Origin of the sequence: Salinicola sp. LHM (assembly GCF_034479735.1) — a bacterium.
Classification (GTDB): Bacteria; Pseudomonadota; Gammaproteobacteria; order Pseudomonadales; family Halomonadaceae; genus Salinicola; species Salinicola salarius.
Window position 1 is genome coordinate 2432339 of sequence record NZ_CP140261.1, and the last position, 26991, is coordinate 2459329.

Here is a 26991-nt window from a genome sequence, read left to right on the forward strand (position 1 = left end):
GTCGACGCCACCAATGCCCGTGATTCCTCTCCCGGATGCATCCTGAAGGCATATTCCCAACCACGATGTCGACGACGGCCGATTCCCGCATCATCGCAGAGTCGCCAAAGCGTCCGACACAGACAGGGATCGACATGATGTTTCCGGCGAGGCGAGCCTTCCTGTTCCTTCAAGGGCCCCGCTCCCCGTTTTTCCATCAGCTCGGGCAGCGGCTCAGTGACGATGGCCACAAGGTCGTCAAGGTCAACTTCAGCACCGGCGACCAGGCCGGGTGGCATGGCAAGTCGACGGAGACCTTTCGAGATCCCTGGCCCATGCTGGGGGAATTCGTCACCGATCTATGGCGACGCCACGACATTACCGACCAGATCGCCTTCGACGACTGCCGCCCCGCCCACAAGGCGGTGATGCCCGCGGCACGCCGGCGCGGCATACGCAATCATGTCCTGGAGTCGGGCTACTTCCAGCCCTACTGGGTCACGCTGGAACGTGAAGGCGCCCATGGCCATTCGCTGCTGCCGAAGGACCCGGAGTGGTATCACAGCGTCGGCCCGACCCTCCCCCGGGCCTTGCCGCCCCGCCCCTTCCCGCAGCCGTTTGCCATGCGCGCCGTCCATGATGCCGGCTATCGTCTGGCACAGCTCGCCAACCCGTTGATGTTCTGGCACACCCGCGGCCAAGCCGAACTGCCCCGGGACGTGAGCTACCGCGGAGGCACGAGACGGCTTCTCGGCCGGCGTCAGGCCGCCAGCCATTGCCGGGCGCTGCTCGATGACGGTCGACCGTTCTATCTCTTCCCGCTGCAGCCCGACGATGACCGTCGGATTCGCTTCCATTCGTCCTACGCCGGCGGGTGGCAAGCCGTGGAGCAAGTCGTCGATTCCTTTGCCCGCTTTTCCCCGGAGCGTACACGTCTGGCGATCGTCGGCCCGGCCGACGACATGCCCAGCCACCGGCGCCGCCTGCGCAAGCTGGCCGTGGAAACCGATATCGGCGATCGCCTGGTCTTCCTGCCCGGCGGCAACCTGAGCACGCTGATCGATCACGCCTCAGGCCTGGTGACGATCAACGGCAGCGAGGGGCTCATGGCGCTCGAAAGCGAATGCCCCACGCTCGCGCTCGGCAATGCCATCTACCGCATGCCCGGGCTCACCTCGCCCAGCTCGCTCGACGACTTCTGGCGTCATCCGATCGGTCCGGACAAGCGGCTGTTCCGAAGTTTTGCCAGGGTCGTCATTCACGCGACCCAGATCAACGGGGGCTTCTTCAGCCGCGAAGGTATCGATCTGGCGGTGATCAACGCGGTATCCCACCTGACCGAGAACGTCTCGCCCATCGAGCGCCTACTCTGGGATTCCCGCCTCCCGGTCGCCTCCTAGCGCCTGTTGCCGTTTCGGCGCGAGCGGCATTGCTGCACCCGATGGCCTCAGGCCAGGCTCGATCGCAAGGGCCTGAAACGGCAAGCGGCCAGGTGAATGCCACCTGGCCGCTGCGCTTTCCCGTCGAGAGTCCGATCTACTGATTGGCCGGCAACAACGCCCGTCCGATATCGATGCGGGGCTTCACCATCAACTTAGTGAACGCCATCAATACCATCTCCTCGATGGCCGGCCCCATGTCCTGCTTGAGCGCCTCGTAACTCGGATAGCTCGGTTCCGGGGCGATGCACATCTCGAAGAAATGCTGCCGGTTGATGTGCGGGTTATCGATGAAGAACTGGCTCAGACGGTTGTGCTTCTCCTGCTTCGCGGCGCTGGAAACGTAGTTGCCGATCCGGGCGAAGAACTGCTCCACGCTGCGCAGCGGCAAGTGGTAGATGCAGGCCTCCCACTCTCGGGCGAAATCCATGATCTCGGGCTCGGGCTCCAGCACCGCGCCATCCTGTTTCGCCATCAGCCAGTGATAGCCCATGTGGAGCCGGTGAGACTGGCGATAGACGAACAGCGCCTTGGTATCGGAAGCCTGTTCGCCCAGCGACCAGTACTCGGCTTCCAGCAGCTTGCCCTCGAGATCTTCCTGATAGGCAATGGATTCCTGACAGATCACGTTGATCCATGGCAGCCGGAAGTAGAAGCGCTTGAGGTTCTCCTCGCCCGGAAAACGCTGCGCGAACGCCGCGTAGAAATCCTTGACCGTCAGGCCCTTCTTGAAGGTCAGGAACTCGTCTGCATCGAAGCCGTAGACGACGTTGTAGCAATCCTTCTTCAGATAGAGTTCCAGCGCGCCGTTGATGTAGTCCGCCTTGCGCCTGGAGAAGCCCTGCTCGTCCTCGATCTCGACGAAGGCGACCTCCTTTTCCGGGTAGCGTTCTCGCAGCTCGGCAACACACTCCCGGAGAAAATCATGCTCGATATGGCTAAGCACGATGAGCCGGTCGAATCCCAGTCGCAGGTGGTGCAGGCAGGAAGCGAAGACGACGTCTTCTTCTCCCCGAACCATCGTGATGGCGGTAAATTCAAGTTTCATCGTGAAGTTTCCTGTCAATGTCAAAGGTTCTCGTCGCCCGGAGGCAACGCAGATCGGAACGCTTGCCGTCATCATCCGAACGGATCGGGCCGGTAATTTCTGCCTCGCAACGCAGCGTCAGCGTCTCACCCACCAGAAGGCTCTGGCCTTCTCCGGATTGCCGATATCGAGCGCCTTGCGGGCTGCATTCTGTGCCATGCGTCGCGCCCCGACCGGATCGTCGATCAACTGCTGCATCGCCGAACGCCAGGCCTCGGGGGTATCCTCGACCAGCAAGCCGTCTTCGCCTTGCGAGACGATTTCGCGATAGGGCGAGCGGGCGCTGTAGAGCCCCACGCTGCCCATCGCGGCGTTATCCAGAAACTTGATGTAGGTCTTGCCGGCGTTGAACGGGGTATCGCGCATCGGCGTCAGACTGATATGCATGCGCTGCCGGTCGCGATAGCGCTGGAAGGCCCGCCAGCCGAGCGGCTTGGGAGTGCGTACCCGCTGCAGCCCCCGCAGCGAGACCGGCGAAAAGCCTCCCAGCATGATCTCGAACATCAACGCCTTGTTGCGTTCGTGAATATCGACCAGGGCCGGCGTGATGTTCTCGAGATCGGCCAGGTGGGCACGCGAGCCATGGAACCCGACGCGCGGCGCCGACTGGATGAAATGATCGTGGGTGGGCATCGGCGCGATCAGCGATGGCGCCAGCAGCGAGACCGAATCGTGGCGCCGGCTGAAGTGCTTCGCCAACGGCTCGCAGCAGGCGATCACTTCGTCGGCGATCGCCAGCAGGCGCGGCTGCACGTGGGACGACACGTGCGCCATGCGCCGCCGGTAGGTTTCCGGCAGCTTTTCGTCCAGCGCGGCGGCATCGATATCGTCGTCGATCAGATAGCGAATGGTGGCCACGCGGTGCCGGTTGTCTTCCAGCCACGAGATCCAGGCGCCGTTGAGCGATCGGCAGACGAGGATATGGGCATTGCGCAGCTCGCCCACCAGCCACGGCATGCACATGACCGGCAGCCGCCAGTAGCTGGTGTCGATACGCTTGACCTCGATGCCACGTGATTGCAGCCACGGTGCCACCGATTTCAGGAAGTAGATATCTTCGGTCGGGCAGGTTCCATCACTCAAAACCACCCAGCGCGGATAGTTCATGATCAGTCCCCTCGTAGGCTGGATTGTCATTCCTTTCGCGACGACTCAACGTAGCGAAAAGTCCTCGTAAGTCAGTGTCAGGCTGGGGTGATACGCCGGATCGTCGAACAGCCGATGGTGCCACCGGCGGCGCATGTAATCCGCCTCTCGGGTCGCTCGCAGGCGCTTGGTACTGGTGTCGTCGGCGCCGCGGGAAACGGACTCGTGGTGGTAGAGCTCGGCAAACGGTGTCCACAGATTGCGGTATCCCGCTTCCCGCACCTTGAGGCAGAAATCGACGTCGTTGAACGCGACCGCCAGGTTCTCTTCGTCCAGCCCGCCGACGGCATCGAACAGCGACTTGCGCACCACCAGACACGCCGCGGTCACGGCGGAGAAGTTCTGGGCGAGATGCAGCCGGCTGAAATAACCGGGTTCGTGGCGCGAGAAATACTTGTGCGCATGACCCGCGACGCCACCCACCCCCAGCAGCACCCCACCGTGCTGGACGGTGCCGTCGGGGTAGTAGAGCTTGGCGCCGACACAGCCGATCTCCTCGCGACAGGCCTGGCTCACCATCTCCTCCAGCCACTCCTCGTTGATCGGCTCGATATCGTTGTTGATCAGCCCCAGGATGTCGCCCCGCGCGTGGCGAACGCCGAAATTGTTGATCGCCGAGTAGTTGAACGGGTATGGCCACTGCAGCACGCGAACTCGCGCATCCCTGGCGATCTCGCCCAGGAAGGCCAGGGTCTCGCGGCAGGTGGAGCCGTTGTCGAGAATCAGCACTTCCAGCCGCGAATAGCGTGTGCGTTCGAGCAGTGCCTCGACACAAGGCCGCAGGATCGACACCTGGTCGCGCGTCGGAATGAGCAGACTCACCAGCGGCGCCGGGTCGGGAAGCGGCCAGCGAATCCGATAAGTATTGGGATACTTGCCCGGCTCGGCGCGCGCCCCCGCGGTATGCCGGTCCAGATGATCCTGCACCGCACGCAGACCGGCGCCGGCGGTATAGCGCTTCTCCACGGCCGCGGCTGCCGTCGAGCCCTGGCCGGCGTGCCAGTGATAAAGCACCCTGGGGATCCTGACGATTCGATCCACCGCGAGCCCGGTGCAGAATCGCAGGGTCAGGTCGTGATCCTGGCTGCCCTCGAAGCCCTGGCGGAAACCGCCGATGGCCCGCACTCTCGACGTCCGATAAACGCCGAGATGGGAGATATAGTTCTGGCCCAGCAACAGATCCGGGTTCCAGGCCGGCTTGAAGTGGGGGTCGTAACGCTCGCCGAACCCGTCGACCTTGTCCTCGTCGCTGTAGAGCAGCTCCGCCTGCGGCTGCTCCTGCAGCGCCTCGACGACGTGATAGAGCGCCTCCGGCACCAGCCGGTCATCGTGATCCAGCAGGGCCACGTACTCGCCCCGGGCCCGCGCCAGCGCACTGTTGCTCGCCGCACAGATATGACCATTGGTCGGGCGAAACACCACCTCGATGCGCGAATCCCGCTCGGCGTAACGGGACAGCGTCTCCCGAACCCGCGAGTCGGTGGAGGCATCGTCGGCGATACACAGCTGCCAGTGCGGGTAGCGCTGCGCCAGGACCGATTCGATACAACGCTCGAGGTCTTCGGGCGCCGGGTCATACGTCGGCAGCAGGATCGAGATCAGCGGCCGATAGGAAAATGCCGCCAGCTGGTGCGCTATCCGATCGGCGGACAGCATGGGCTGCTGTACCAGCCACTGTCGATAGCTCTTGCGCGGACACAGTCGAACGAACGTCTCCTCGTACTGCCGGAGGGCAAGCGCTCGCCAATGGACGTTCTGCTCTCTGGCATGCTGCTTCAGTTGCGGCAGAATGTCGGTCTTGGGAGTCTCGAGCCACTGGCCGTGCAGATTGGCCAGGCGTTGGGCCAGGCGGTCGTAGGCAAACCACGGGCTCAGCCAGACCAGCCTCAGATGCTCGACGGCGAAGCACCCTTCGGTTTCCAGCGGATCGAACCGAATCGCCCGGACACCCGCACCGATGTAACAGAGCCGCTTGGCGGTCCGCCCCGGCTTGAGCGTCAGGTAGAAACTCTCCGCCTCGTTGAAGCCCCGCCCCGTATCGACGTACAACCGCGCCGCCCCGCTCGGCTGGTCATGCCGAATCGTGACTTCGAGCATGTTCCAGCCGGGCACCGGCAAATGGCGCTTCCAGGCGAACTGGGGGTCGTTGCCCGTCGAACGCCAGACATACTGGCGAGCCTCGTCCGCTTCTTCCTGCGTCAGCCGCTCGAGATGGTAGAGCGGCTTCAGGCGCGGGTGACAGACGATCCGCGTGGTGCGATTCAGGCCGCGCCAGAACATCCAGTGCTTGGCGTCCGGTACCGGCGACAGAGAAGTCTGCATGGCGTGTCCCTCAAGTTTCCAGCACGGGCTGAAGGGAAGCGGTTCGATGCACGCGGTGCCGCCCCAGGGACTGCTGGGTCAGGGTCACGCGGCAGTCGACGATGTCGCCGGGCACGGCTTCCAGCGGCAGATGGAAACCCACGTAGGAGCCCCGTGGCGCGCCCCAGCGCAGCATGCCGGGGCGCAGCGCATTGGCCAGCGTGCGGCCGACCTTGCGATCGTTGACCCAGACCTCGATCTCGACCGGGCTGTCATCGGTGGCCCACCACGCCCACCCCACCACCTTGTCGGCCACGCACTGCTGAATCGCCCCATGCACGAACGGCCGACCCTGCTGGAAAAGCCCCAGCCGCAGCTCGAAGAGACGCCGGCTCTCCCGATAGAGCTGGAAGTCCTCCGCGTTCAGCTCTCGCAAGGCCAGCTCGTCGGCCGGATCGATGTCGTAGACGTGATCGACGGAGGCGTGACCCAGGTTTTCGGCCATGCCCGGTATCTGCCAGCCGTAGAGATCGTTCAGGATCGCCAGCGATTCCGCGTACCGTTCCGTCAACCCGACGAATCCCAGCGCCTCGAGCCGCGTCGACTCCAGAAAGCGACTCTGGCGGTTGATCATGTCGTGGCGCCGGTAGAACGCCGAGAATGAATCCTGGTAGCCGTGGTGGCGCACGAAGTGGTGGTATTCGGACGCCAGCCGCTGCAAGGGGTCGCGCACGAACGAAAAGCAGTAGCGCAGCCCTGCCAGATGGGCATATTTATCCAGCCGAACGTGCCCACCCAGCAGCTGTACATTCTGTTCGGAGAGAATCTGCCAGAGCCGCCAGACGTCGCGCCGCTCGTAGGCCCAGCGCACCACCATGGGAGCGGTTTCGCGCTGGTTTTCGCCGTAGTCGTGCCAGACCTGGCCCTCGCCGAGATGCGCCCTGGCCCCCAGCCGGAAACTGGTTCCCGCGGTCTTGGGAATGTGGACGAAGAAGCAAGGCTGGCGCCGCGGTGTGGCCATTTCCGGCAGCAGCTCACAGCTGGCCTGACGCACCCGACTCAACAGCTCGGACGAGAAGCTGACGCTCACCTCGTTCATGTCGTGGTTGTGGAAATAATCCAGATCGCGGGAGTGCGCCGGCCCCATGTTGGCGCGCCCGCGCGTCATCTTGGTATCCACGAATTCTTCGTAGGATTTGATGTTGTAGTGGTAGATCTTCAGCGGGGTATCGACCACGCGCTCGGTACGGCCGGATTTCACCTTGCCTTCCAGGAAATCCGCCTGCTGACCGTTGGCGGTGAGATAGCGGTAGCCGGGCTTGAGCTCCGCCGTATGCGCGGTCATCGACAGCACCAGCGACGGCTTGACGATCGACTTCACGTGACAATTGACGACGCGCTCGTTGTCGCTCGCCAGGCTGAAGCGCTCCAGGACACCGCCGGGTTGGCGAAAGCGCATGCCCGACGAACCGAAGATCCGCCAGTTGATCGCCACGGCACCCACGTCATGGGAGGCCAGGGTCGGCGCCAGCCATTCCAGCGGACGATCACAGTTCGGGTGCACCAGGAATTCGTCGACATCCAGGAACGCCATATAGGTGGCTTCCTGCCCGTGATGCTCCAGCACATGCTGGTACCACAGCGTCTGCGCCCGCTCCTCGGGCTCCCACTGCCGCGCGGTGACCAGCCCCTGGCGTTGCCACTTCGCCAGCAGCAGATCGGTACCATCGGTACTGCCATGGTCGGCAATGTAGAAATGCTCGAAGCCGATCAGGCGGTGATAGGCGATCCACTCGGCCAGATAGGGCCGTTCGTTCTTGACGATGGCGACGATGGCAAAGCGATAACGGGCTTGATTGGCAGTAGTACGTGAAATCATCGGCGTAAGTTTCCCAGGCAACACGAACTCGGCGGCTATTTCGCCGAGCTCAGGACCGGGCCGACGTCCACTCGATGGCGGTAAATGAATCGAGTGATGGCCCGAATCTTTCTATCGGTAATGGCTTCACCGAAGACATCTGCAGCTTCGGCGAGACTTGCGAATCTTGGCTGGCTGGCGGTACACGCCGAAAACAGCGCATCGGCAATATCGAAAGGCAATTCGGCATGGGCGGGAGACTGGCCCGAGCCGGTCTGGATCATCACGCGCCGCATGGGCCCTTCCAGGCGCGCCCGGAACTGATCCGGGCTGCGCAACGGCACGTGATAGACGCACGCCCCGCTGGCCTCGACGAACTTCAGCGTCTCGGGATCCGGCAGTACCGGAACGTCCTTCTCGCCGGCGAAAGCCTGGTGATAGGCCATGTGAACCCGCGTACCGGAACGCTTGCGGAACAGCACCTTGTGGCGGCTGTTCTGGCGGGTATCGACGCAGAGATAGTCCCCGTCGAGAAACTGCCCGCTCAGATCCCGCTCCGCGTAGTGGCGGCGTTGGGGGATCAGGTTCAGCCACGGCAGCGCAAAGCACTCCCCGACCGCGCCCTCTCGCGCACCGGCGGGCAGGCCGGCCAGGAAGGCGGCGAAGAAGTCGCCGATCGAGGCATGACTTCCCAACGACAGGAACTCGTCGGCATCGAAGCAGTAGACGTAGTTCTCCTTCTTGGGGTCGATGAACAGCGACAGCGCCCGATTGACGTAGAAAGCCTTGCGCCGCCCGAAGTGCCCCTGGCTTTCGAGCTCGACAAGGTCGATTTCCACCGCGGGGAAATCGCGACGCAACTTGTCGATGCACTGACGCAGGAAGTCATGTTCCAGATAACTGATCACGATCAGGCGCTGGAACCCCAGCCGCGCATGGTGAAGCAGCGACGACCACACGATATCGCTCTCGCCGCGCACCATGGTGAGGGCGGTGAAACAGATGTCCTGCGTGGAACGAGAATCCGCGCGCTTTGAATCGACTGTCACGCTCTCCCCCTCAACCGCTAAATATGTCGCAGGATCGGCACTGGAGATCGATAGCGGATCTCCATCTGCTCTTTCGTCAATCGACCGCCAGTGAACGAATCCGCTGGCGATGAACCGGCTCGCCGTCATCGGCGACAGGGCTCGCCACTCGGCCAACGCTCATCATCGAGTGGCCAGCCTTCACGACCCGTGATCAACATTCGCCCAGCGGCCAGCACCGAGGCCGAGTGGCCAGGGTCGATATCACTCACCGATGAACGGATTTCTTCCGACGTCGCTGATCAGCCGGCCCCACTTGAGTATCTGCATCTCGTCCAGCGCGTCCGCGCCATGCAGCACCGGCGGAAATCCCAAGGCCGCCCACTTGTCCATCGGATGGAGGATGTGGAAGGTCGTCAGCCCCAGGTCGCCCGGCATCTGGGCGTCCGCGACCACGTTATCGCCAATGTGCAGATGACGATCGATGCCTTCGTTGGTCAGGTCCTGCTTCACCTTGACCCACATCGAGCCGTTATCCTTGCGCGCCTGCTCTTCGCTGGAGACCATCAAACGGTAGGCGGCGGCGACGCCGGCCTTGCGCAGCATCAGTCCCACCTGCTCGCGGTTGTAATAGCTGTCGGAGATGACCCAGAGGATGTGCCCCTGCGCGGCAAGATGGTTGAACAGCTCGACCATCTCGTCCTTGGGCTGGATCATCTCGAGATCGAGTTCGTACTCCAGCGCCATCCACTCCTGCGCGGTGTCCGGGCTGACGTCCAGCTGATCGGCCAGCTCGTCGTAGATCGCCTCGATGCGCACGTCGCCCTGGAAGTTGGCACGTCGGCGCAGGGTCGATTCGGCATCGTTGCGCAGCTTGACGAAGGCCTGCGCGGAGGGAACGATCCCCTGTTCCGCCAGCATCTTGCCCAGCTTCAGCTTGGCGTAATCCGGCACGGTGTATTCGCGGCGCACCAGGGTGTCGAACACATCGAAACTGATGCAGGCATGCGCCTGGATGCTGGCGATGTGCTGCTCCAGCCGGCCGTGATAGCTGGCGGTGATATAGCCGTTGTCCGTGGTGAACTGCCCGGTGGGCGGATAGAAGAACAGCTGCCGGAAGCCGTGATGCTCGGCCAGCGGCCCCAGCACGCGCTCGAGGGCATGAAGCATCGAGTTGTCGTTGGGCAACGGCTCTTCCGGGAAGTCTTCATAGGTCCAGGTCTGGTCCAGCACGCCGTTCATCGCCTCGGGGCGCGACCAGAACATGCCGCCGGCGGGATAGCTCAGGAACTCGGGAATGTGGCCCAGTCCCAGCTTCTCCTGCCACTCGCGCATGAAACCCTTGTTCATGGTCTGATGGTTGACCCAGGAAGGCATCATCCAGAACGTCGTCGGGTAGTAGAGCCCGAGGGATTCGTCGGCGGCGAAGGCGTTCAGCAGCCGTGTGATGACGGAGGTATCGCGGAGCAGATACTCGATCAGGTACTCCGCCCACTGCGTCTGTTCCTTGCCCGAATAGAGCGACTTCTTCGAATGCAGGTGGCAGAACAGATCGTACTCCTGCAGGGCCTGGCCATACTCCACCAGTACCGGGCCGAAGTTGCGGCCGCGGTTGGGCACGACACGAGTCTCGAGCTTGCCGACCCGCGCATGCTCGCCGAACAGCTGACGGGCACGCGTCTCGAAGCTGGCATCCGCCAGCGTGAGATAGACATCGACGGTCACCGGGAACCGCTCGATGGCCTGGGCAAAGCGATCCAGAAAATCGACATAGAAGACATGCAGGCAGAGCGCGACCTTGAGCTCGCTCGCTGCCGGTGTCAGCCGCTTGCCGGGCGTGACGATCTCCCGAGGGAACCAGCGCACCGTAGCGGGCACATGCTGCCGGCCTTCGCTACGTCCATGCAGCAGATAGTGCTGAAGCGGGCTCTGCTGGGCATGAAAGACATCGATGTACATCCGATGATAGGTTTCGCTGTCGAAGCGCGGCGAGGGGTTGACCGGCGCGAAGCGGGACTTGCGGATGTAGTCGTCGAATGCCTCACGCTGTGTCGAGAAGCGCAGCCCGTACGTCGCCTGATACCACTTGGGATCGAACAGCCCCGTATTCAGCGCATCCATGAACGCCTGGCTCATCATGGCGGCGTGGGCTCCGCCTTCACGCGCGGCATCCCCCAGCGGAAGTTCGAGGACTTCGGACTCGACGGCTTCGGAATCGCCGATACGCGAGCTCGTCGCTTCCTCACCGATGGCCGTCGCGGGGTCGACAGACGGTGTCGTTACCTTGTCGTCGGCGTCGACGTTGACGTTGACGTCGGTCGAGGAAAGATCGTCGTTGACCGCCTCGCCCTCCGCGACGACGAACGTTTCGGTCACGGTGACCAGATTCCTGTCATCGGGGATGGGCGTCTTGCGCGGCTGATCCTCGATACCGCTCTCCGGCACGACGATATTGTCGTCCATTCCCACGACCTCTTCCGCCGCCAGACGCTTCTTGCGCGCCTGACTGGCGAACTGGGTCTGAAATAGCCACGGTAGTAGCGATATCATCTTTCCCGTTGGTTTCATGTGGGCCCCCACCTCTTGATTTATATTGCGAACATTTGCATCGGATTGACGATGCCGTTGCCGGTGATGTCGTCATCGACACTGAAAAGGTGCCAGACATCGTGCGGGATACAGTTGGGTCGGGTCGCAAAGACCTCGTAAAGCCCCTGCACGTCCTCTGGCGAATAATTCACGCCGTGTCGTCGACACATCACGACGTGATCGATCGCCCCATCGAAGACCGTCTTCAAATCCTGGAAATGACGCTGCGTTCCCGCCTGGCGTCCGTAGAAGTATTCGAACTCCTGATTGCTCTTCTGCCGAATGTCGACCATCTGCCCGTGCGGCGCGGTCAGCAGGCATTCGAAAAGCAGCGAACGGTCGAGCATGGTGCAGCCATTGCGCCAGCCGACGCCCTCGTGGAAGACGCCCTTCAACAGCGCATGGTGCTTGCTGACTTCGGTGTCACCCGGCTTGGTGGCGATGAAATAGAGCCCCGTGGTATCCCGCTCGATGATATGAGTGAGAATCTTCTGGATCGTGCCGGAGTAGCCCAGATCCAGCATCAGGGGGCGCTTTTCCGGGTCCATCAATCCGGACCGTTCCAGATAGGCGACCAGCGATTTTCGGGTCGGTGAAACGACCTTTTTCAACGCCTCGAGATGGGGCATCAACCACTGCAGAACCAGATCCTTGTCCTTGGGAAGCTCGCAATTGAAGCGCAGCAGCTCGAACGGCAACGCCGCGAATATCTCGTGCAGCTGAAGACCGAATCGCTTGCGCATGAGATCCAGAATGCTGCCCGAGAAATCGTTGCTCAGCGCCATCGGCGTGATCGTCTCCGAACCCAGCATGGCGCGGAAGAGCAGCGTTCTGGAGACCCGCAGGTAGATGGGATCGTGCGGCAGGTCGATCGAGGACTCCCGCTGGAGACGAATCAACAGACGGTGAAAGCACCAGCCTTCCCTCGCCAGGCACACCGGCAAATGACCTTCGGCCTCGGCTTCAATGGACTCAGCGTAAACGTGCAATGCGGGCCCAAGAAAGGTCGCCCCGAATTCATATAATGCCCGGCTCTTGGCTTGCATGATGATGCCTCGTCTGTCGTTTGGTTTGTCGCAATGAGCGACTTATTTCTATGAGCGACTTATTGCTATTCTTTTCCATCAAGGCGATGGAATACCGCCAGGCGCATCTTCGGAATGCGTCATGACACCAGAGTGTCATTATCGGTAACGGTGACACAGGCAGAAGCAACGTTGCTTCATCGTAATAACGTTATCTTTATTGTCATGACCAGGAGTATCGATTGCCGCCCTATAACAACCCGCCATGACAATTCGTTGACTATTCCCCAGTAGCCACTGCCGGTTGGCAACAGGCTTCTCGAACCACCAGCAATATCAACAATCAACGAAATAGAACTTTAAAATCAAATCAATGGTGACTTTCAGTCAGTTTTAAGCGCCGGTAACCGAGCAACCATTGCTAAGACTTTAGTCAGGTTAATCGCGACCCGCCCTTTATTGAAGATGAATTTACTCATCGATATTCACCATCCATAAATCGATGAATAAATCATTCCAGAACTCTATTAAAAACTTCATTAACGGCAGGATTAGACTTACTCAACAGAAACGTTTTGCGAAACTTTCTTATCGTTTTGTAGCCCGGCAACGCCCACTCGAGTGGCGGGCCGGGCTTTCGACAGGTGGAAAGACGTGTCAGGCGGCAACGCGAGGATCGATCGTCTTGCCCCGCCCCACCGCGTAGTAGTCGACTCCGGCCGCGGACATGGTTTCCGGGTCGAACAGGTTGCGACCATCGATGACCACCGGTGCACTCAGCTGGCCGCGAATCCACTCGGCATCGAGGGTGCGAAACTCCTTCCATTCGGTGCAGATCACCAGCGCATCGGCCTTCTTGACCGCCTGGATACGGTCTGCGACCAATATCAGGTCATCTCGCTCGCCGTAGATGCGGCGGCACTCCTTCATGGCCTCGGGATCGTAGGCCTGCACCGTGGCTCCTTTGTCCCATAGCGCTTCCATCAGCGTCCGACTTGGCGCATCCCGCATGTCATCGGTCTCCGGCTTGAAGGACAGCCCCCAGACCGCGATCGTCTTGCCTTCCAGCTCGCCATCCAGGGCATGGGAGAGCTTCTCGAACAGGGTGGATTTCTGGCGCTTGTTGACCGCTTCCACGGCTTTCAGCAGCTCGGCGTCGTACCCCACCTTGCTGGCGGTACGGGCCAGTGCCTGCACGTCCTTCGGAAAACAGGAACCGCCATAGCCACAGCCGGGATAGATGAAGTGATAGCCGATACGCGGGTCGGAGCCGATGCCGCGACGCACGTCCTCGATATCCGCACCGAGGCGTTCGGCCAGGTTGGCGATCTCGTTCATGAAGCTGATCTTGGTCGCCAGCATCGCGTTGGCCGCATACTTGGTCAGTTCGGCCGCGCGCACGCTCATGAACATCAACTTCTCGCGATTGCGGTTGTAGGGCGCGTAGCACTCCCGCATCAGATCGGCGACGCGATCCGATTCGGTCCCGACGACGATACGAGCGCCTCGCGTGAAATCCTCCAGCGCCGAACCTTCCTTGAGGAATTCCGGGTTGGAGCAGACATCGAACGGCAGATCGGCGACGCGTTCCGCCAGCACGCCCTCGATACGCTCCCGCACCTTGTCGGCGGTCCCGACCGGCACGGTCGACTTGTCGATGACGACCTTGTAGCCGTTCATGTACTGACCGATGGTGGACGCCACCGCCAGCACGTATTGCAGGTCGGCACTGCCATCCTCGTCGGGCGGCGTGCCCACGGCAATGAACTGCAGCACGCCGTGTTCCACCGCCATTCTGGCATCGGTGGTGAATTTCAGGCGCTGGCCTTCGATGTTGCGCAGCACCATCGACTCGAGACCGGGTTCATAGATGGGAATGTCTCCCTGAACCAGGCGCTCGATCTTGCTTTGGTCGATATCGACACAGACCACGTCATGGCCAACGTCAGCCAGACAGGTACCCGTGACCAGACCGACATAACCGGTACCGAAAACGGTGATCTTCATCCGAGAAATCCCCATGATGCGCGATGCCGCCCACTGGGCAGCTCAGAAATTCGAATAGGCGAGGCCGGCCGGCCCCGCATGGAATGACACTTTCGCCTCGTCGCCCCGATACCCACGATCCAGGATTCTGGATCCGTGAATCAGGCCAATGACCGGAACGCGGACCGGCGAGCGCTGGCGGTTCAGGAACGGAGGCCTGGAGGATCTTCGAGTGAGCGTCGAGTGAATGTCGGGTGAGCCTCGAATCCGCTTCGAGACGGCTCCGGCAGCGTTTCCCGAAATCGACTCGGGGCTAGGCGAAGGTCGCGGCGTCGGCCAGTCGTCTTCCCTGCTCGTCCTTGTCGGAGGTCACCGGCTCGTCGCTCACCAGCGGCCAGTCGATGGCCAGTTGCGGGTCGTTCCAGTGCAGGCTGTATTCATCGCCCGGCGCATAGTAGTCCGTGCACTTGTACTGGAACTCGGCGATCTCGCTGGTGACGTAGAAGCCGTGGGCGAAGCCTGGCGGCACCCACAGCATCTGGCGATTGTCTTCGCTCAACAACGCGCCGACCCACTGCCCGAAGGTGGGCGAACTGCGGCGAAGATCGACTGCGACGTCATAGACCTCGCCCCGGGTGACCCGGACCAGCTTTCCCTGCGGCTGATGCAACTGATAGTGCAGCCCGCGCAGAATGCCCTGGCCGGACCTGCTGTGGTTGTCCTGCACGAACCGGTAGTCGCCGCAGTGTTCGACGAATTCGCTGTGTCGAAAGGTCTCGAGGAAGAAGCCCCGTTCGTCGCCGAACACATGGGGTGTCATCAGCACGACGTCAGGAATGGCCAGCTTTTCGTAATTCATGTCGTCCGTCTCTCCGGCTGGGTTGATGGCTGGGTTGGTGGCTGAGGTGATTGGTTGAACTGACGAACCGAAATCAGCGACTGCCGCCGAAGCCGGCCATGACGACTTCGCCCGTCGTCCCGCCGCGCTGAGCGTCTTCGAGGCGCTTGAGCAGATACTGGCCGTAGCCGGTCTTCTTGAGGGCGGTTCCGCGTTCGGCCAGCGTCGCGTCGTCGATCCAGCCATGATTCCAGGCGATCTCTTCCAGACAGGCGACCTTGAGCCCCTGGCGGTGCTCGATCGTCTGCACGTACTGCCCGGCTTCCAGCAGGCTGTCGTGCGTACCGGTATCGAGCCACGCGAAGCCGCGCCCCAACCGTTCGACGCGCAAATCGCCCCGCTCGAGGTAGGCATTGTTGATACTGGTGATTTCCAGCTCGCCGCGCTCGGAGGGTTTGACCTGATGGGCGATCTCGACCACGTCGTTGTCGTAGAAGTAGAGGCCGGTAACCGCGTAAGGCGACTTCGGCTTGATCGGCTTCTCCTCGATCGACAGCGCCTTGCCCGAGGCATCGAACTCCACCACGCCGAAGCGTTCCGGGTCCTTGACCAGATAGCCGAAGACCGTCGCACCCTTCTGCACGTCCGAAGCCCGCATCAGCTGCTCCGAGAAGTGCTGGCCGTGGAAGACGTTGTCGCCCAGTACCAGACACACGGAGTCGTTGCCGATGAACGATTCGCCGATCAGGAACGCCTGGGCCAGACCATCCGGTGAAGGCTGTTCGGCGTATTCGAACCGCACCCCGAACTGCGCGCCGTCGCCCAGCAGATATTGATACTGCGGCAGGTCGGAAGGCGTCGAGATGATCAATATCTCGCGGATCCCTGCCAGCATCAGCACCGAGATCGGGTAGTAGATCATCGGCTTGTCGTACACCGGCAGCAGCTGCTTGGAGATGCCCTGGGTAATCGGATGCAGGCGAGTACCGGAACCGCCGGCCAGAATGATGCCTTTACGTGCCATGGTGAAGCTCCTTTCGATACGAAGATCGATTCAGACATTCAAGGTAACGGTATAAAAGTCGCCCCTCTTGCAAGGGTTTCCTTTCACGGGAAGTTGCGAGCGCGTCACGGAAGAACGCGCTATGCGGCTTCGAGCAGCTCCGCCAGCGTCAACTGCAATTGGGATTCCCAATTCGGCAGCGTGATGCCCAGGGCTTGCTCGACTTTCTCCAGCGACAGCCGCGAGTTGAGCGGCCGACGCGCGGGTGTGGGGTAATTCGCGGTCGCAATCGACACCACCTGGTCCGGCTTTACCTGCAAGGTTTCCCCGAGTGCCTCGGCATGTCGGAAGATCGCCTGGGCGAAGCCATGCCAGTTGGTCTCGCCACGCGGGGCGAGATGGTAGAGGCCCGGTTCGAGACGGCCCTCCCCGCGCTGCTTCACGGCCAGCAAAGTCACTTCCGCAATCAGCCGGGCCGGCGTCGGTGCGCCGATCTGGTCGCCGACGATGCGCAACGCCTCGCGCTCCCGAGCCAGGCGCAGCATGGTCTTCATGAAGTTGTGGCCGCGCGCGCTGTAGACCCAGCTGGTGCGGAAGATCAGCGCATCGGCGCCGCTGGCCAGCACCGCCTCGTCACCGGCCAGCTTGCTCTTTCCGTAGACGGACAGCGGGCCGGTCTCGCTGGTCTCCTGCCACGCCGTGTCGCCACCGCCGGGATAGACGTAGTCCGAGGAGTAGTGAACGAGCTTCGCCGAGTGGGACGCACAGTAGTCGGCAAGCTGGGCCGGCAGCGCCGCGTTGAGGCGAAAGGCTTCGTCACGTGACTTTTCGGCGGCATCCACCGCCGTCCAGGCCGCCGCATTGACGACGAGGCTCGGGCCAAGCTCGTCGAGCAGACGCACGACGGCCGCGGCATCCTGCAGATCGAGCGACCGGCGCCCCGGCGCAATGCAGTTTCCGAGCGGGGCCAGCGCGCGCTGCAGCTCGAAGCCGACCTGGCCGCTTCCTCCCAGAATCAGAATGTTCATGCGATGGCTCCCAGCCGCTCCCCTTGATAACTGCCGTTCTGCACCCGGCGCCACCAGACGTCGTTTTCGAGGAACCACTGCACTGTCTTGCGCATGCCGCTCTCGAAGGTCTCCTGCGGCGCCCAGCCCAGTTCACGCTGGATCTTGGAGGCGTCGATCGCATAGCGCTGGTCATGGCCCGGCCGATCGGTCACGAAGGTGATCAGTTCACGATAGTGAGCAACTCCCGCCGGCTTCCGCGGCGCCAGTTCCTCGAGCAGCTCGCAGATGGTCTCGACGACCTGAATGTTCTGCTTCTCGTTGTGGCCGCCGATGTTGTAGGTCTCGCCGATGCTGCCCTCGCTGGCGACTTTCACCAGCGCCCGCGCGTGATCCTCGACATAAAGCCAGTCGCGAACCTGCTTGCCATCGCCGTAGACGGGCAGCGACTTTCCGGCCAGCGCGCTGAGGATCATCAGCGGGATCAGCTTTTCCGGAAAATGGAACGGCCCGTAGTTGTTGGAACAGTTGGTCACCAGCGTCGGCAGGCCGAAGGTCCGGTGCCAGGCGCGAACCAGGTGATCGGAGCTCGCCTTGCTGGCCGAATAGGGTGAACTCGGCGCGTACGGCGTCGTCTCGGTGAACAGATCGTCGACGCCGTGCAGGTCGCCATAGACCTCGTCGGTGGAAATGTGGTGGAAGCGGAACGCCGCGGCCTTGCGGGGGTCGCTGTCCTGCAACCCTTTCCAGTAGGCGCGTGTCGCCTCCAGCAGGACGTAGGTCCCCATGATGTTGGTCTCGATGAACGCCGCCGGCCCATCGATGGAGCGATCCACGTGGCTCTCCGCCGCCAGGTGCATGACGACGTCCGGCCGGTACTCCCTCAGGATCCGGTTCATGGCCGAGGCATCGCAGATGTCGGCCAACCGAAATTCGTAGCGCTCGTCGCTGTCGACGCGTGCCAGCGATTCCGGATTGCCGGCGTAGGTCAGTTTGTCGACATTGATGACGCGATGCGGTGTGTGCTCGATCAATTCGCGCACGACTGCCGAGCCGATGAACCCGGCGCCACCTGTCACTAGAAATGTCATGCTCATGGTGATTCCCCCGTCGAGCCTATAGTTGGGTAGATCTTTAATTGGGTAGATCTGTCGTTGGGTCGTTCGTCTTGTTGGTAACCGTCTCGTTGGTAACCGTCTTGCTGGTCGGTACTGCTGCGCCGCCAGGGAGGGCCGGGCCGCGGCATGCGCCGGGGCCCGCCCTGCCTGCCGTTTAGTCGCGGTGGTCCTTCACGATCAGGATCAGCATGTTGATGATCAGGGTGATGAACAGCGCGATCACCGCGAATACCACCGAGTTGTAGAGCCGCTCGGGCTGCTCGGGGTATTCCGGCATCGTCGGCGTCTGCAGCACGGAGACCTGCTTGAGCTTCCGTGCCGCTTCGATGCGGGTGTTCTCGAGCGCGCCCAGCGCCCCGGAGTAGCTGTCCTGAGCGAACTGCGCCCGCAGCATCAGGGTCTGGTACTCCGAGGAAATGCTGTTGAGCGCGTTGCCCGACTGGCGGGCCAGACGCTGCTGTTCCTGGGTGATCTGATTGGTAAGCGCCTTGATCTCGCTGTTGATGCGCACGACTTCCGGAGAACGGGCGCTCTGGTAGCTGGTCATCGCGCTCTTGCGCGCCTTGGCGATGGCGAGCTGCCCTTCCAGCCCCGAAACCACCGAGCTGAGGCTTTCCACCGTGCCCGTCGGCGAGACCAGTCCGTTGGCGTTCTGGTAGTCGAGCAATGCATCACGGGTCTGCTGGAACTTCTCTTCCAGCAGCGCGACCTGCTGTTCGAGGAAGCGCACCTGCTCCTCCGCCAGGCGCTGGCCCATCAGGTTCATGTGGCGCTCGCCCTCGTCCAGCAGCAGCTGCGCGATCTTGTTGGCTTCCTCCGGATCGAAGGCTTCGACATCGACCCGCAGCACGCCGGCGTAGTCGTCCAGCTCCACCGAGACCCGCGAGAGGAAGTAGTCGTGCAGCTCTTCCAGCGGCGCGTTTTCGTCCCCCAGTGCGCTGAAGAAGTCCGCCCCGGAATTGGCGTAGTGATTGCGGAAATCCGCCTCCTCGACGAGCAGCTTCAGCATGTCGACGGACCGCATGTAATCGCGCAGCAGCAGCATGTCCGCGAGATTGCTGGTCGCTCCGCCGCTCAGCAGCGAACTCACGCTCAACGTCGGCGAGGCGAGCTGGGGGCTTTCGAGCACCACGTTGGCATGGGAGACATAGCGATCGCTGGCCCACAACGCCCAGTAGAGCGAGACGACGACGATCGCGATCAAGCACACGATCCAGTGGAACGACTTGCGCAAGCGCGATGATTTATTGGTATGAGATGACTTGTTCATGGCCGACCTGTCTTTTTCGGGGGCTTATTCGGAGTCTTTTTCGTTCGATTACGAGGCTTCGCTTTCGCCTGTGACTGGAACTGCTGCACATGACGGCGCGCCTCGTGCATCCGCTCGCGGGCCTCCTCCATGCGCCAGCGCAGCGCATCGCCGGGATCATTGCGGGCGGGATCGTCACTGGCTATCTGGTACTCGAGACGGGCCTGCTCGAACTCGAGATTGGCTTGCATCAGCTGCTGCTTCGCTTCGGCGAGCGACGTGGGCACCTTGGGCGGTGCGATCTTCTTGCCGTCGGTCGCCTCGTGATAGGCGCTGATCGCCTCCTCGATATCGTCGAACCATTTCGCCTGCCCTTTCTCCAGCACGATGCCCGCCTCGCAGAACTCCCTCAGCACCCCTTCGCCGTGGGAGACCATGATCAGGCTGGCCCGGCCGACACGCTCCTTGAACGCATTCTTGGCCTTGGCCTTGAAGGCGCGGTCGCCCACGGCGGTCGCCTCGTCGGAGAGATAGACGTCGAAGTCGAAGGCCAGCGAGAGCCCGAACGCCAGGCGTGAGCGCGTCCCGGAGGAGTAGGTCTTGACCGGCTCGTCGAAGGCATCGCCGATCTCGGCGAAGTCCTCGACTTCCCGCACGACCCGTTCGATCTCCTCCTCGGCACCGTGAATCCGAGCCACGAACTTGACGTTCTGGCGCCCGGTCATCGAGCCCTGGAAGCCGCCCGCCAGACCGATCGGCCAGGAAACCCGGCTGTTGCGAATGATCTCGCCGCGGTCCGGCGAGTCCATGCCGCCGATCAGTCGCAGCAGCGTCGACTTGCCCGCCCCGTTGCGACCCAGCAGTCCCACACTGACCCCGGAAGGGATGGTCAGAGAGATGTCCTTGAGCACCCACGGGCTGTCGTGATGGTTGTGGTAGCGCTTGTAGAGATTGCGGATTTCGATCATGGGAAAAGCCCCTCACGTTGTCTGAAAAATCAGTGCGCTTTCAGCTGATCGCGAAAGCGCATGTGAAGGACCAGCCCCAGCGAAATCAGCGCCAGCGCCCAGAACCACAGATACGTCATGTCGATACCGTCGATCGTGTGGTAGCCGGCAAAGAAGTTCAGACGCATGCTCTCCAGGCCGTGGACGATCGGATTCCACAACAGGTATTCCCGGTATTGATGCGGCACGTAGAGCACCGGAAAGATGACGCCGGAGAGCAGCAGCAAAGGCAGGTTGAGAATACGAGCGACCTTGCCGATTTCCGGCACCAGATCGCCCAGCACCGACAGCGTCAGCCCCATGCCCCAGCCCAGCGCCCACAACGACAGCCAATCCATCATGGCGCCGAACGGATAGTCCGGCATCAGCTCGAACTTGAGCAGGCTGCCGATGGTGATGAACAGGATGAAGATCAGCGACTTGAGCATGCCTTCGAGGAAGCAGCGGACCAGCACCGGATCGATCGGCTTGACCTGGCGATAGGCGAATAGCCCGCGATTGGCCTCCACCGCGCCGATCGAACGCATCATGTTCTCGCGGAACAGCATGAAGCCCATCAGCCCGACCACCATCCAGGCCACGTAATCGGCACCGGCGATGTGGCGGCCGGACATGAACAGCCCCCGCACCGACACCATCACGCCGATGATCGCCAGCGGCTCGAAGATCATCCAGAACCAGCCCATGCGATCGGCCATGGTGCGCGAGATCGCTTCCCGCATGAACATGGCGAACCAGACGCTCCGGGCCACCCGCCACGGAGAGCGGGAAGGCGCGCCGGGCGGTCTTGCGAAATCGGATCCTGAAGAATCCGGTCGTAAAGAATCCGTAGCCATGATGGATTACCCCCGAGAGAGTGCGCGCGACGGACGCGTCAGGCGGAAAGATCGCGGATCGAGTGCGCTCATAGGTCGAGCGCCACACGAGTCGCCACGGCAACCTGGAACAGGATCTGGGTAATCGCGGAAGCCAGTTCGATATTGCTCGTCGGGGCCGCCGGGAGAACGATGATCTCGTCGCCGGCGCGCATCCGGGTCTGACCCGACTGGACGACAGCACCATTGCGGTGAACCACCAACACCTGATCTTCGTCGGCCCTGGGCGTGAATCCGCCGGCCTGCTGGATGTAATCCATGGCGCTCATGCCCGGCGTGTAGACCATCGCCTGAGGAATGATCACCTCGCCGCTCAACAGGACGGAGTCGGTGTTCTCGGGGATCGTGACGATATCGCCGTCCTGTAGTCGGATGTCCGCGACATTGCCTTCCCGGGCGACGACCAGCCGACCCGTCGGCTTGACCTGGGACGCCTTCCGCACGAACCGCTCGATCAGCTCCGCCTGACGCACCTGAATCTCGCCTTCCTTGGCCGTGCGGGCCGGGTAACCGAGATAGGTCGTCTCGAGCCGACGCAGGCTGTCCTTCAGTGACTGGGCCTGCTGCTCCGCCACGCTGATCCGGCGGATGGAAATATCCTGATAGCTGGTCATGCTCTGGGGCACGCTGATCGCGTTGAGAAACTCGCCCAGACGCGCATCCCGCGGCAGCGCATAACGTGAAGGCCCGTAATAGCTGCCCTCCACCTGGACCACGATGGTCTCGTCGCGCAGGTCGGCGCTGAACAGCACCTCGTCGCCGCGGCGCACCTCGGCGCTGCGGAACTCCGCCAGCGGCAGATAGCGGGAGATCGGGCCGGACGGACGGCTGCCGCGAAGCAGCACATGCGATACGCCGGATTTCAGTCGCGCCAGGTTGATCACGTCCTGTCCGGTCAGGGCATCGCCGATCAGCTCGTAACGGTAGTTCTTCTGCACGTCGCCAACGACGCTGATGGCCGGTCCGCGCTCCTCGACCACGATGGTGTCGCCGTCCCGAAACTGCGGCCGCGCGATATCGCCATCGATGAGGAAGTCATAGAGATCGACAATGTCGACGACCCGGTTGCCGCGCTTGATCAAGACCTGACGGTAGCTGCCCAGCGCCTGATCGATGCCGCCCGCCTGATCGAGGAAGTAGAGCACCGAATCGTTCGGGGTCCCCGAGTAGCGCCCCGGATTCATCACGTAGCCCGTGACGAAGACCCCCACCGGCTGCACGCCCTGCAGATTGGTGTAGACGCTGACGTTTTCCGGGTAGACCGACTGGATCGCCCCACGCACCCTGGCATTGAGCTGGGCATTGGAGATGCCCTGGACCTGCAACGGCCCGATGCTCGGCAGGAAGATGTTGCCCTGGGCGTCCACCGCCAGCACGCGATCGATCTCGACCCCGCCCCAGACCCGGATCGTGATCTGGTCGCCGGGCTTGATCAGATAGTCGGGGTTGAGCCCGTCGGCCATCATCCCGCGGAAGCCGCCGCTGAACAGGTTCTCGCCGAACGGCGGCAGGGTATTGGGATCGACCATCGCCTGTGCCCGGGGATCGACCGGCCCGTAAGTGCCGCTATCCCAGTCGGCTCGCGGCGGCGTCTCGGTCATGTCGCCCTCTTCCGACTGCGAGGTCATCGCCTGTGCTTCCTGGTCGCTGCCCAGCAACGTGCTGCTGTTCAATCCGATGTCCTGCCCGTGAGCAAGGTTGGCGCTCAAGCACGCTACCGCCACCAGGCACATGGCCCGGAAAATCATTGCTACCCGCTTCATGATGGTTCCCTTCCTTCACGTTTTTTCAGGCCACGAATACCGGATCTCGAAACATTGAATAGCCGGTCAAATGCCGCTGAAGGCACTCGTCAATTCGGTGGCAGCCAGGTCGCTCCGGCATCTGGAACGACGGATTTCGACGGCTTCGCCGATCACGCATCCGAACGCTTTTCGGACGCGATCTAGCGAATGATTTCCGTCACCAGACGTTGTGCGTACCAGCCTTTACCGGGCACCAGGCAGGTGATTTCCCCCGCCGGCAGGCTGGCCGGTGCCGCGTTGCGCGTGACATCCAGACGAACGCAGCGCCGGCCGCTGGCCGAGAAGTAGCGTTCGCGGGCATGAATCGCCACGTTGGCGCCCCAGGGCGACGTGGCGAGCGTGGTGACGCTGCCCGTGGCGGCGCTGTCGAGAAACGTCGCCAGCGCCGCGTTCACCGGCGTGGCATCGTCCATCGGTACCACGGCCGTATCGAGACGTTGCTGATAGGAGGTCGCGCACCCCGAGACGGCGGCGAGCGTCAGCGCTACCGCCAGCCATCGAGATGCGCGATCGAACCTGACTTTCCTGACTGCTTTTTTCATCGTGCCCACCTTTCCCTCGATTTCCCGTGCGTTATCGCCGAGAACCTTGCCTGCTGTTGCGATGTAATGGATTGCTGCTTCTCTACCCACTGACTGCCACCTGCTGACTGTCCATTCTTGAAAAATCGACTGCTTGCACGCCCGCCTGTGCGAGCGGGATTCATGCCCTTCAAATGATCCGATGCCGACGCAGAGCCGCGATGAGTCGCCCGACGGTTTCCTCGAGGTCATAAGCGGAGGTATCGATTTCGACTTCGGGTGATTCCGGCGCTTCGTAGGGGGAACTGATGCCGGTGAACTGGCTGATCTCGCCGCGACGCGCCTTGCGATAAAGGCCCTTGGGATCGCGCTGTTCGCAGACCGCAAGCGGGGTATTGACGAAGACCTCGATGAACTCCCCGTCTTCCACCAGATTGCGGATCATGCGGCGGTCGTCGCGAAACGGTGAGATGAACGAGACCAGCGTGACCATGCCGGCATCGACCATCAGCCTGGCCACTTCGCCGATCCGGCGGATGTTCTCCTGGCGATCCTCGTCGCTGAAGCCGAGGTCGCGGCACAGGCCGTGGCGGACGTTGTCGCCATCCAGCAGATAGGTGTTGTAGCCCATGCCGAAAAGCTGTCTTTCCAGTGCATCGGCCACCGTGGACTTGCCCGCCCCGGAAAGCCCCGTGAACCAGATGATGCTCGGCTTCTGGCGATTGCGTTCGGCACGCCGACGCTTGGTGACCGCCATGTCGTGCCAGACGATATGGCCGACGTTCAGCGCATCCACGACCATGCCGGCGCCGACCGTCAGGTTGCTCAGCTTGTCGATGAAGATGAAATTGCCGGTTTCCGGAGAACGCTGATAGCTATCCAGCACCAGCGGCTGGGTGACCTCGATCTGGCAGCGGGCGATGCCGTTGAGCCCCAGGGTATCGGTGGCGCTGCGCGCCATGGTGTTGACGTCGACCTGATAGACGATGCGGACGACACGCCCCGGCACGATGCGGGTGCCGGCCTTGATCTCGTACTCCTGGCCCAGTATCAGCGGCGTCTCGTGCAACCACACCACGTCGGCGGTGAATGCCGTGCAAGGCTCGATGTCGCTGTTCGCCGCGACGAGGGTGTCGCCCCGGGAGATGTCGATCTCGTCGTGCAGCGTCAGCGTCACCGATTGCCCCGGATAGGCCACGTTCAGGTCGCCGTCGTTGGTCACGATACGCGCCACGCTCGAACGCTGGCCGGAGGGCTCGACCCGAATTTCGGTCCCCACCTCGACGGCACCGGCCGCCAGCGTGCCGCAGTAACCCCGGAAGTGGAGATTGGGTCGATTGACGTACTGCACCGGGAAGCGCAGCTCGTGCAGGTTCTGCACCGCCAGGATCTCGATCTGCTCGAGCTGGGTCAGCAGCGGCGCCCCGTCGAACCAGCGCATATCGCTACTGGCATTGACGACGTTGTCGCCGTTCAGCGCCGATATGGGCAAGAAGCGCACGTCGGTCACGTTCAGCCCGTCGGCGAAGTCGCGGTAGTCGGCGACGATCTCCTGGAACCGGGCCTCGGAATAGTCGACCAGGTCCATCTTGTTGACCGCGATCATGAAGTGACGAATGCCGAGCAGGTCGCAGATGAAACTGTGCCGCCGGGTCTGCAACTGCACGCCGTAGCGTGCATCGATCAGGATCACCGCCAGGCTGGCAGTGGAAGCGCCGGTGGCCATGTTGCGGGTGTACTGCTCGTGTCCCGGGGTATCGGCGATGATGAACTTGCGCTTGTCGGTGGAGAAAAACCGATAGGCGACATCGATGGTGATGCCCTGCTCGCGCTCCGCCTGCAGCCCATCGACCAGTAGCGCCAGATCGACCTGGCCGCCCACGCTGCCCCGTAGCCGAGAATCCCGCGTCACCGCAGCCAGCTGGTCTTCCCGAATCATCCTGGAGTCGTGGAGCAGCCGGCCGATCAGGGTCGATTTGCCGTCATCGACGCTGCCACAGGTGATGAAGCGCAAAAGCCCCTTGCTCTCGTGCTCCTTGAGGTAGCGGTCGATATCATTGGCGAACAGCGCGGGTTGAAGGGTCATCGGACGTACCCCTCGCGCGCTTTCTGCTCCACTGGACCAACGCCGCCATGATCCACGACGGGACCGAAGCGCTCGCCGGTACGGGCGAGCAGCATTTCCTGAATGATGGCCGGCAAGGTGGTCGCGCGTGACTCGATGGCGCTGGTCAGCGGGTAGCAGCCCAACGTGCGGAAGCGTACCCAGCGCTCCTGCGGCACCTCGTCGGCAGCCAGCGGGAACCGGGCATCGTCGACCACGATCAGCCTGCCGTCCCGCACGACCGTAGGGCGTGGGGCCGCGTAATAGAGCGGCACGATAGCGATCGACTCGAGATGGATGTACTGCCAGATATCCAGCTCGGTCCAGTTGGAAAGCGGGAACACCCGGATCGATTCGCCCGGGTTGATCTTGCCGTTGTAGAGACTCCACAGCTCGGGCCGCTGCTGTCTGGCGTCCCAACGGTGGTGCTTGTCGCGAAACGAGTAGACGCGCTCCTTGGCACGGGAAGCTTCCTCGTCTCTTCGCGCGCCATCGAACGCCGCATCGAAGCCGTGCTTGTCCAGCGCCTGCTTGAGCGCCTGGGCCTTCATGAGGTCGGTATATTTAGCGCTACCGTGATCGAACGGGTTGATCCCGGTGGCCCGGCCCTCTTCGTTGACGTGCTCGATCAGCTCCATGCCGACCTGAGCGGCCACGCGATCGCGGAACGCCATCATCTCGCGGAATTCCCAGGTGGTAGCGACGTGCAGCAGCGGAAACGGCGGCGTCCCCGGGTAGAAAGCCTTGCGCGCCAGGTGCAGCATCACCGACGAATTCTTGCCGATCGAATACAGCATTACCGGATTGCGAAACTCCGCAGCCACTTCCCGAATGATCTGAATCGACTCTGCTTCGAGTTGCCGAAGGTGAGCGTGAGCCCTGATTGTAAATTCGCGCATAACGTTTCCATGCATCCGGTCGAGAGTAACGAAACGAAAGTTTCCAATGGTCAAAACCGGCTCGAGAAACTCGGGACGCCGCTGCCACTTGTTATTTTCGAGACCTTTTTCGACCAATTACCTAGCT

The 26991-nt window shown here is 62.2% G+C and carries 20 protein-coding genes; 1 reads left to right on the forward strand and 19 read right to left on the reverse strand.

Going from position 1 to position 26991, the window contains the following annotated elements; all coding sequences use genetic code 11:
* Window positions 1-134: 134 nt before the first annotated feature.
* The gene (locus R5R73_RS11265; protein WP_322527544.1) at window positions 135-1379 is read left to right on the forward strand and encodes a capsule biosynthesis protein CapA; all 1245 of its coding nucleotides are present in this window, start codon (window positions 135-137) and stop codon (window positions 1377-1379) included.
* A gap of 136 nt (window positions 1380-1515) precedes the next feature.
* On the opposite strand, the gene R5R73_RS11270 is transcribed toward R5R73_RS11265, so the two are convergent.
* From R5R73_RS11270 to cysD, 19 genes are all read right to left on the reverse strand, one after another.
* Window positions 1516-2466: a glycosyltransferase family 2 protein gene (locus R5R73_RS11270; RefSeq protein ID WP_071231557.1), complete on the reverse strand. Its 951-nt coding sequence runs from the start codon at window positions 2464-2466 to the stop codon at window positions 1516-1518.
* Window positions 2467-2583: 117 nt separating this feature from the next.
* A complete protein-coding gene (locus R5R73_RS11275) occupies window positions 2584-3612 on the reverse strand; it encodes a glycosyltransferase (protein ID WP_071231558.1) in 1029 nt (342 codons plus the stop codon).
* 45 nt (window positions 3613-3657) lie between these two features.
* Window positions 3658-5973, reverse strand: coding sequence for a glycosyltransferase family 2 protein (locus R5R73_RS11280; protein WP_322527545.1), 2316 nt, complete (start codon window positions 5971-5973; stop codon window positions 3658-3660).
* 10 nt (window positions 5974-5983) lie between these two features.
* The gene (locus tag R5R73_RS11285) at window positions 5984-7831 is read right to left on the reverse strand and encodes a glycosyltransferase family 2 protein (RefSeq protein WP_322527546.1); all 1848 of its coding nucleotides are present in this window, start codon (window positions 7829-7831) and stop codon (window positions 5984-5986) included.
* A 35-nt stretch (window positions 7832-7866) separates the two neighbouring features.
* The gene (locus R5R73_RS11290) at window positions 7867-8859 is read right to left on the reverse strand and encodes a glycosyltransferase family 2 protein (protein WP_322527547.1); all 993 of its coding nucleotides are present in this window, start codon (window positions 8857-8859) and stop codon (window positions 7867-7869) included.
* 243 nt (window positions 8860-9102) lie between these two features.
* Window positions 9103-11406, reverse strand: a complete 2304-nt coding sequence (locus R5R73_RS11295; protein ID WP_322527548.1) for a rhamnan synthesis F family protein — start codon at window positions 11404-11406, stop codon at window positions 9103-9105.
* 20 nt (window positions 11407-11426) lie between these two features.
* Window positions 11427-12473, reverse strand: a complete 1047-nt coding sequence (locus R5R73_RS11300; protein ID WP_110630702.1) for an HAD family hydrolase — start codon at window positions 12471-12473, stop codon at window positions 11427-11429.
* 636 nt (window positions 12474-13109) lie between these two features.
* Window positions 13110-14459 carry a UDP-glucose/GDP-mannose dehydrogenase family protein gene (locus R5R73_RS11305; protein ID WP_322527549.1) on the reverse strand — a complete coding sequence of 450 codons (1350 nt, stop codon included), beginning with the start codon at window positions 14457-14459 and terminating at the stop codon, window positions 13110-13112.
* A gap of 292 nt (window positions 14460-14751) precedes the next feature.
* On the reverse strand, window positions 14752-15297 hold the full coding sequence (gene rfbC, locus R5R73_RS11310; protein ID WP_071231564.1) for a dTDP-4-dehydrorhamnose 3,5-epimerase: 546 nt from the start codon (window positions 15295-15297) through the stop codon (window positions 14752-14754).
* A 73-nt stretch (window positions 15298-15370) separates the two neighbouring features.
* Window positions 15371-16300, reverse strand: coding sequence for a glucose-1-phosphate thymidylyltransferase RfbA (rfbA, locus tag R5R73_RS11315; RefSeq protein WP_110630697.1), 930 nt, complete (start codon window positions 16298-16300; stop codon window positions 15371-15373).
* Between the two features lie 119 nt (window positions 16301-16419).
* A complete protein-coding gene (gene rfbD, locus R5R73_RS11320) occupies window positions 16420-17307 on the reverse strand; it encodes a dTDP-4-dehydrorhamnose reductase (RefSeq protein WP_110630694.1) in 888 nt (295 codons plus the stop codon).
* The gene (rfbB, locus tag R5R73_RS11325) at window positions 17304-18377 is read right to left on the reverse strand and encodes a dTDP-glucose 4,6-dehydratase (protein WP_322529589.1); all 1074 of its coding nucleotides are present in this window, start codon (window positions 18375-18377) and stop codon (window positions 17304-17306) included. Before rfbB ends, rfbD begins: the two co-directional genes overlap by 4 nt.
* A 181-nt stretch (window positions 18378-18558) precedes the next feature.
* Window positions 18559-19674 (reverse strand): chain-length determining protein, encoded by a 1116-nt coding sequence (locus R5R73_RS11330; RefSeq protein ID WP_071231567.1) that lies wholly within the window; start codon window positions 19672-19674, stop codon window positions 18559-18561.
* A complete protein-coding gene (locus R5R73_RS11335; RefSeq protein ID WP_322527550.1) occupies window positions 19671-20621 on the reverse strand; it encodes an ABC transporter ATP-binding protein in 951 nt (316 codons plus the stop codon). Before R5R73_RS11335 ends, R5R73_RS11330 begins: the two co-directional genes overlap by 4 nt.
* Window positions 20622-20650: 29 nt before the next feature.
* A complete protein-coding gene (locus R5R73_RS11340; protein WP_110630688.1) occupies window positions 20651-21388 on the reverse strand; it encodes an ABC transporter permease in 738 nt (245 codons plus the stop codon).
* A gap of 176 nt (window positions 21389-21564) precedes the next feature.
* Window positions 21565-23298, reverse strand: a complete 1734-nt coding sequence (locus tag R5R73_RS11345) for a polysaccharide biosynthesis/export family protein (RefSeq protein WP_322527551.1) — start codon at window positions 23296-23298, stop codon at window positions 21565-21567.
* Between the two features lie 182 nt (window positions 23299-23480).
* A complete protein-coding gene (locus R5R73_RS11350; RefSeq protein ID WP_071231571.1) occupies window positions 23481-23882 on the reverse strand; it encodes a DVU3141 family protein in 402 nt (133 codons plus the stop codon).
* A gap of 169 nt (window positions 23883-24051) precedes the next feature.
* A complete protein-coding gene (cysN, locus tag R5R73_RS11355) occupies window positions 24052-25947 on the reverse strand; it encodes a sulfate adenylyltransferase subunit CysN (protein WP_322527552.1) in 1896 nt (631 codons plus the stop codon).
* Entirely contained in the window at window positions 25944-26864 is a 921-nt protein-coding gene (gene cysD, locus R5R73_RS11360) for a sulfate adenylyltransferase subunit CysD (protein WP_071231573.1), read from the reverse strand. The genes cysN and cysD overlap by 4 nt, the downstream gene beginning before the upstream one ends.
* Window positions 26865-26991: the final 127 nt, after the last annotated feature.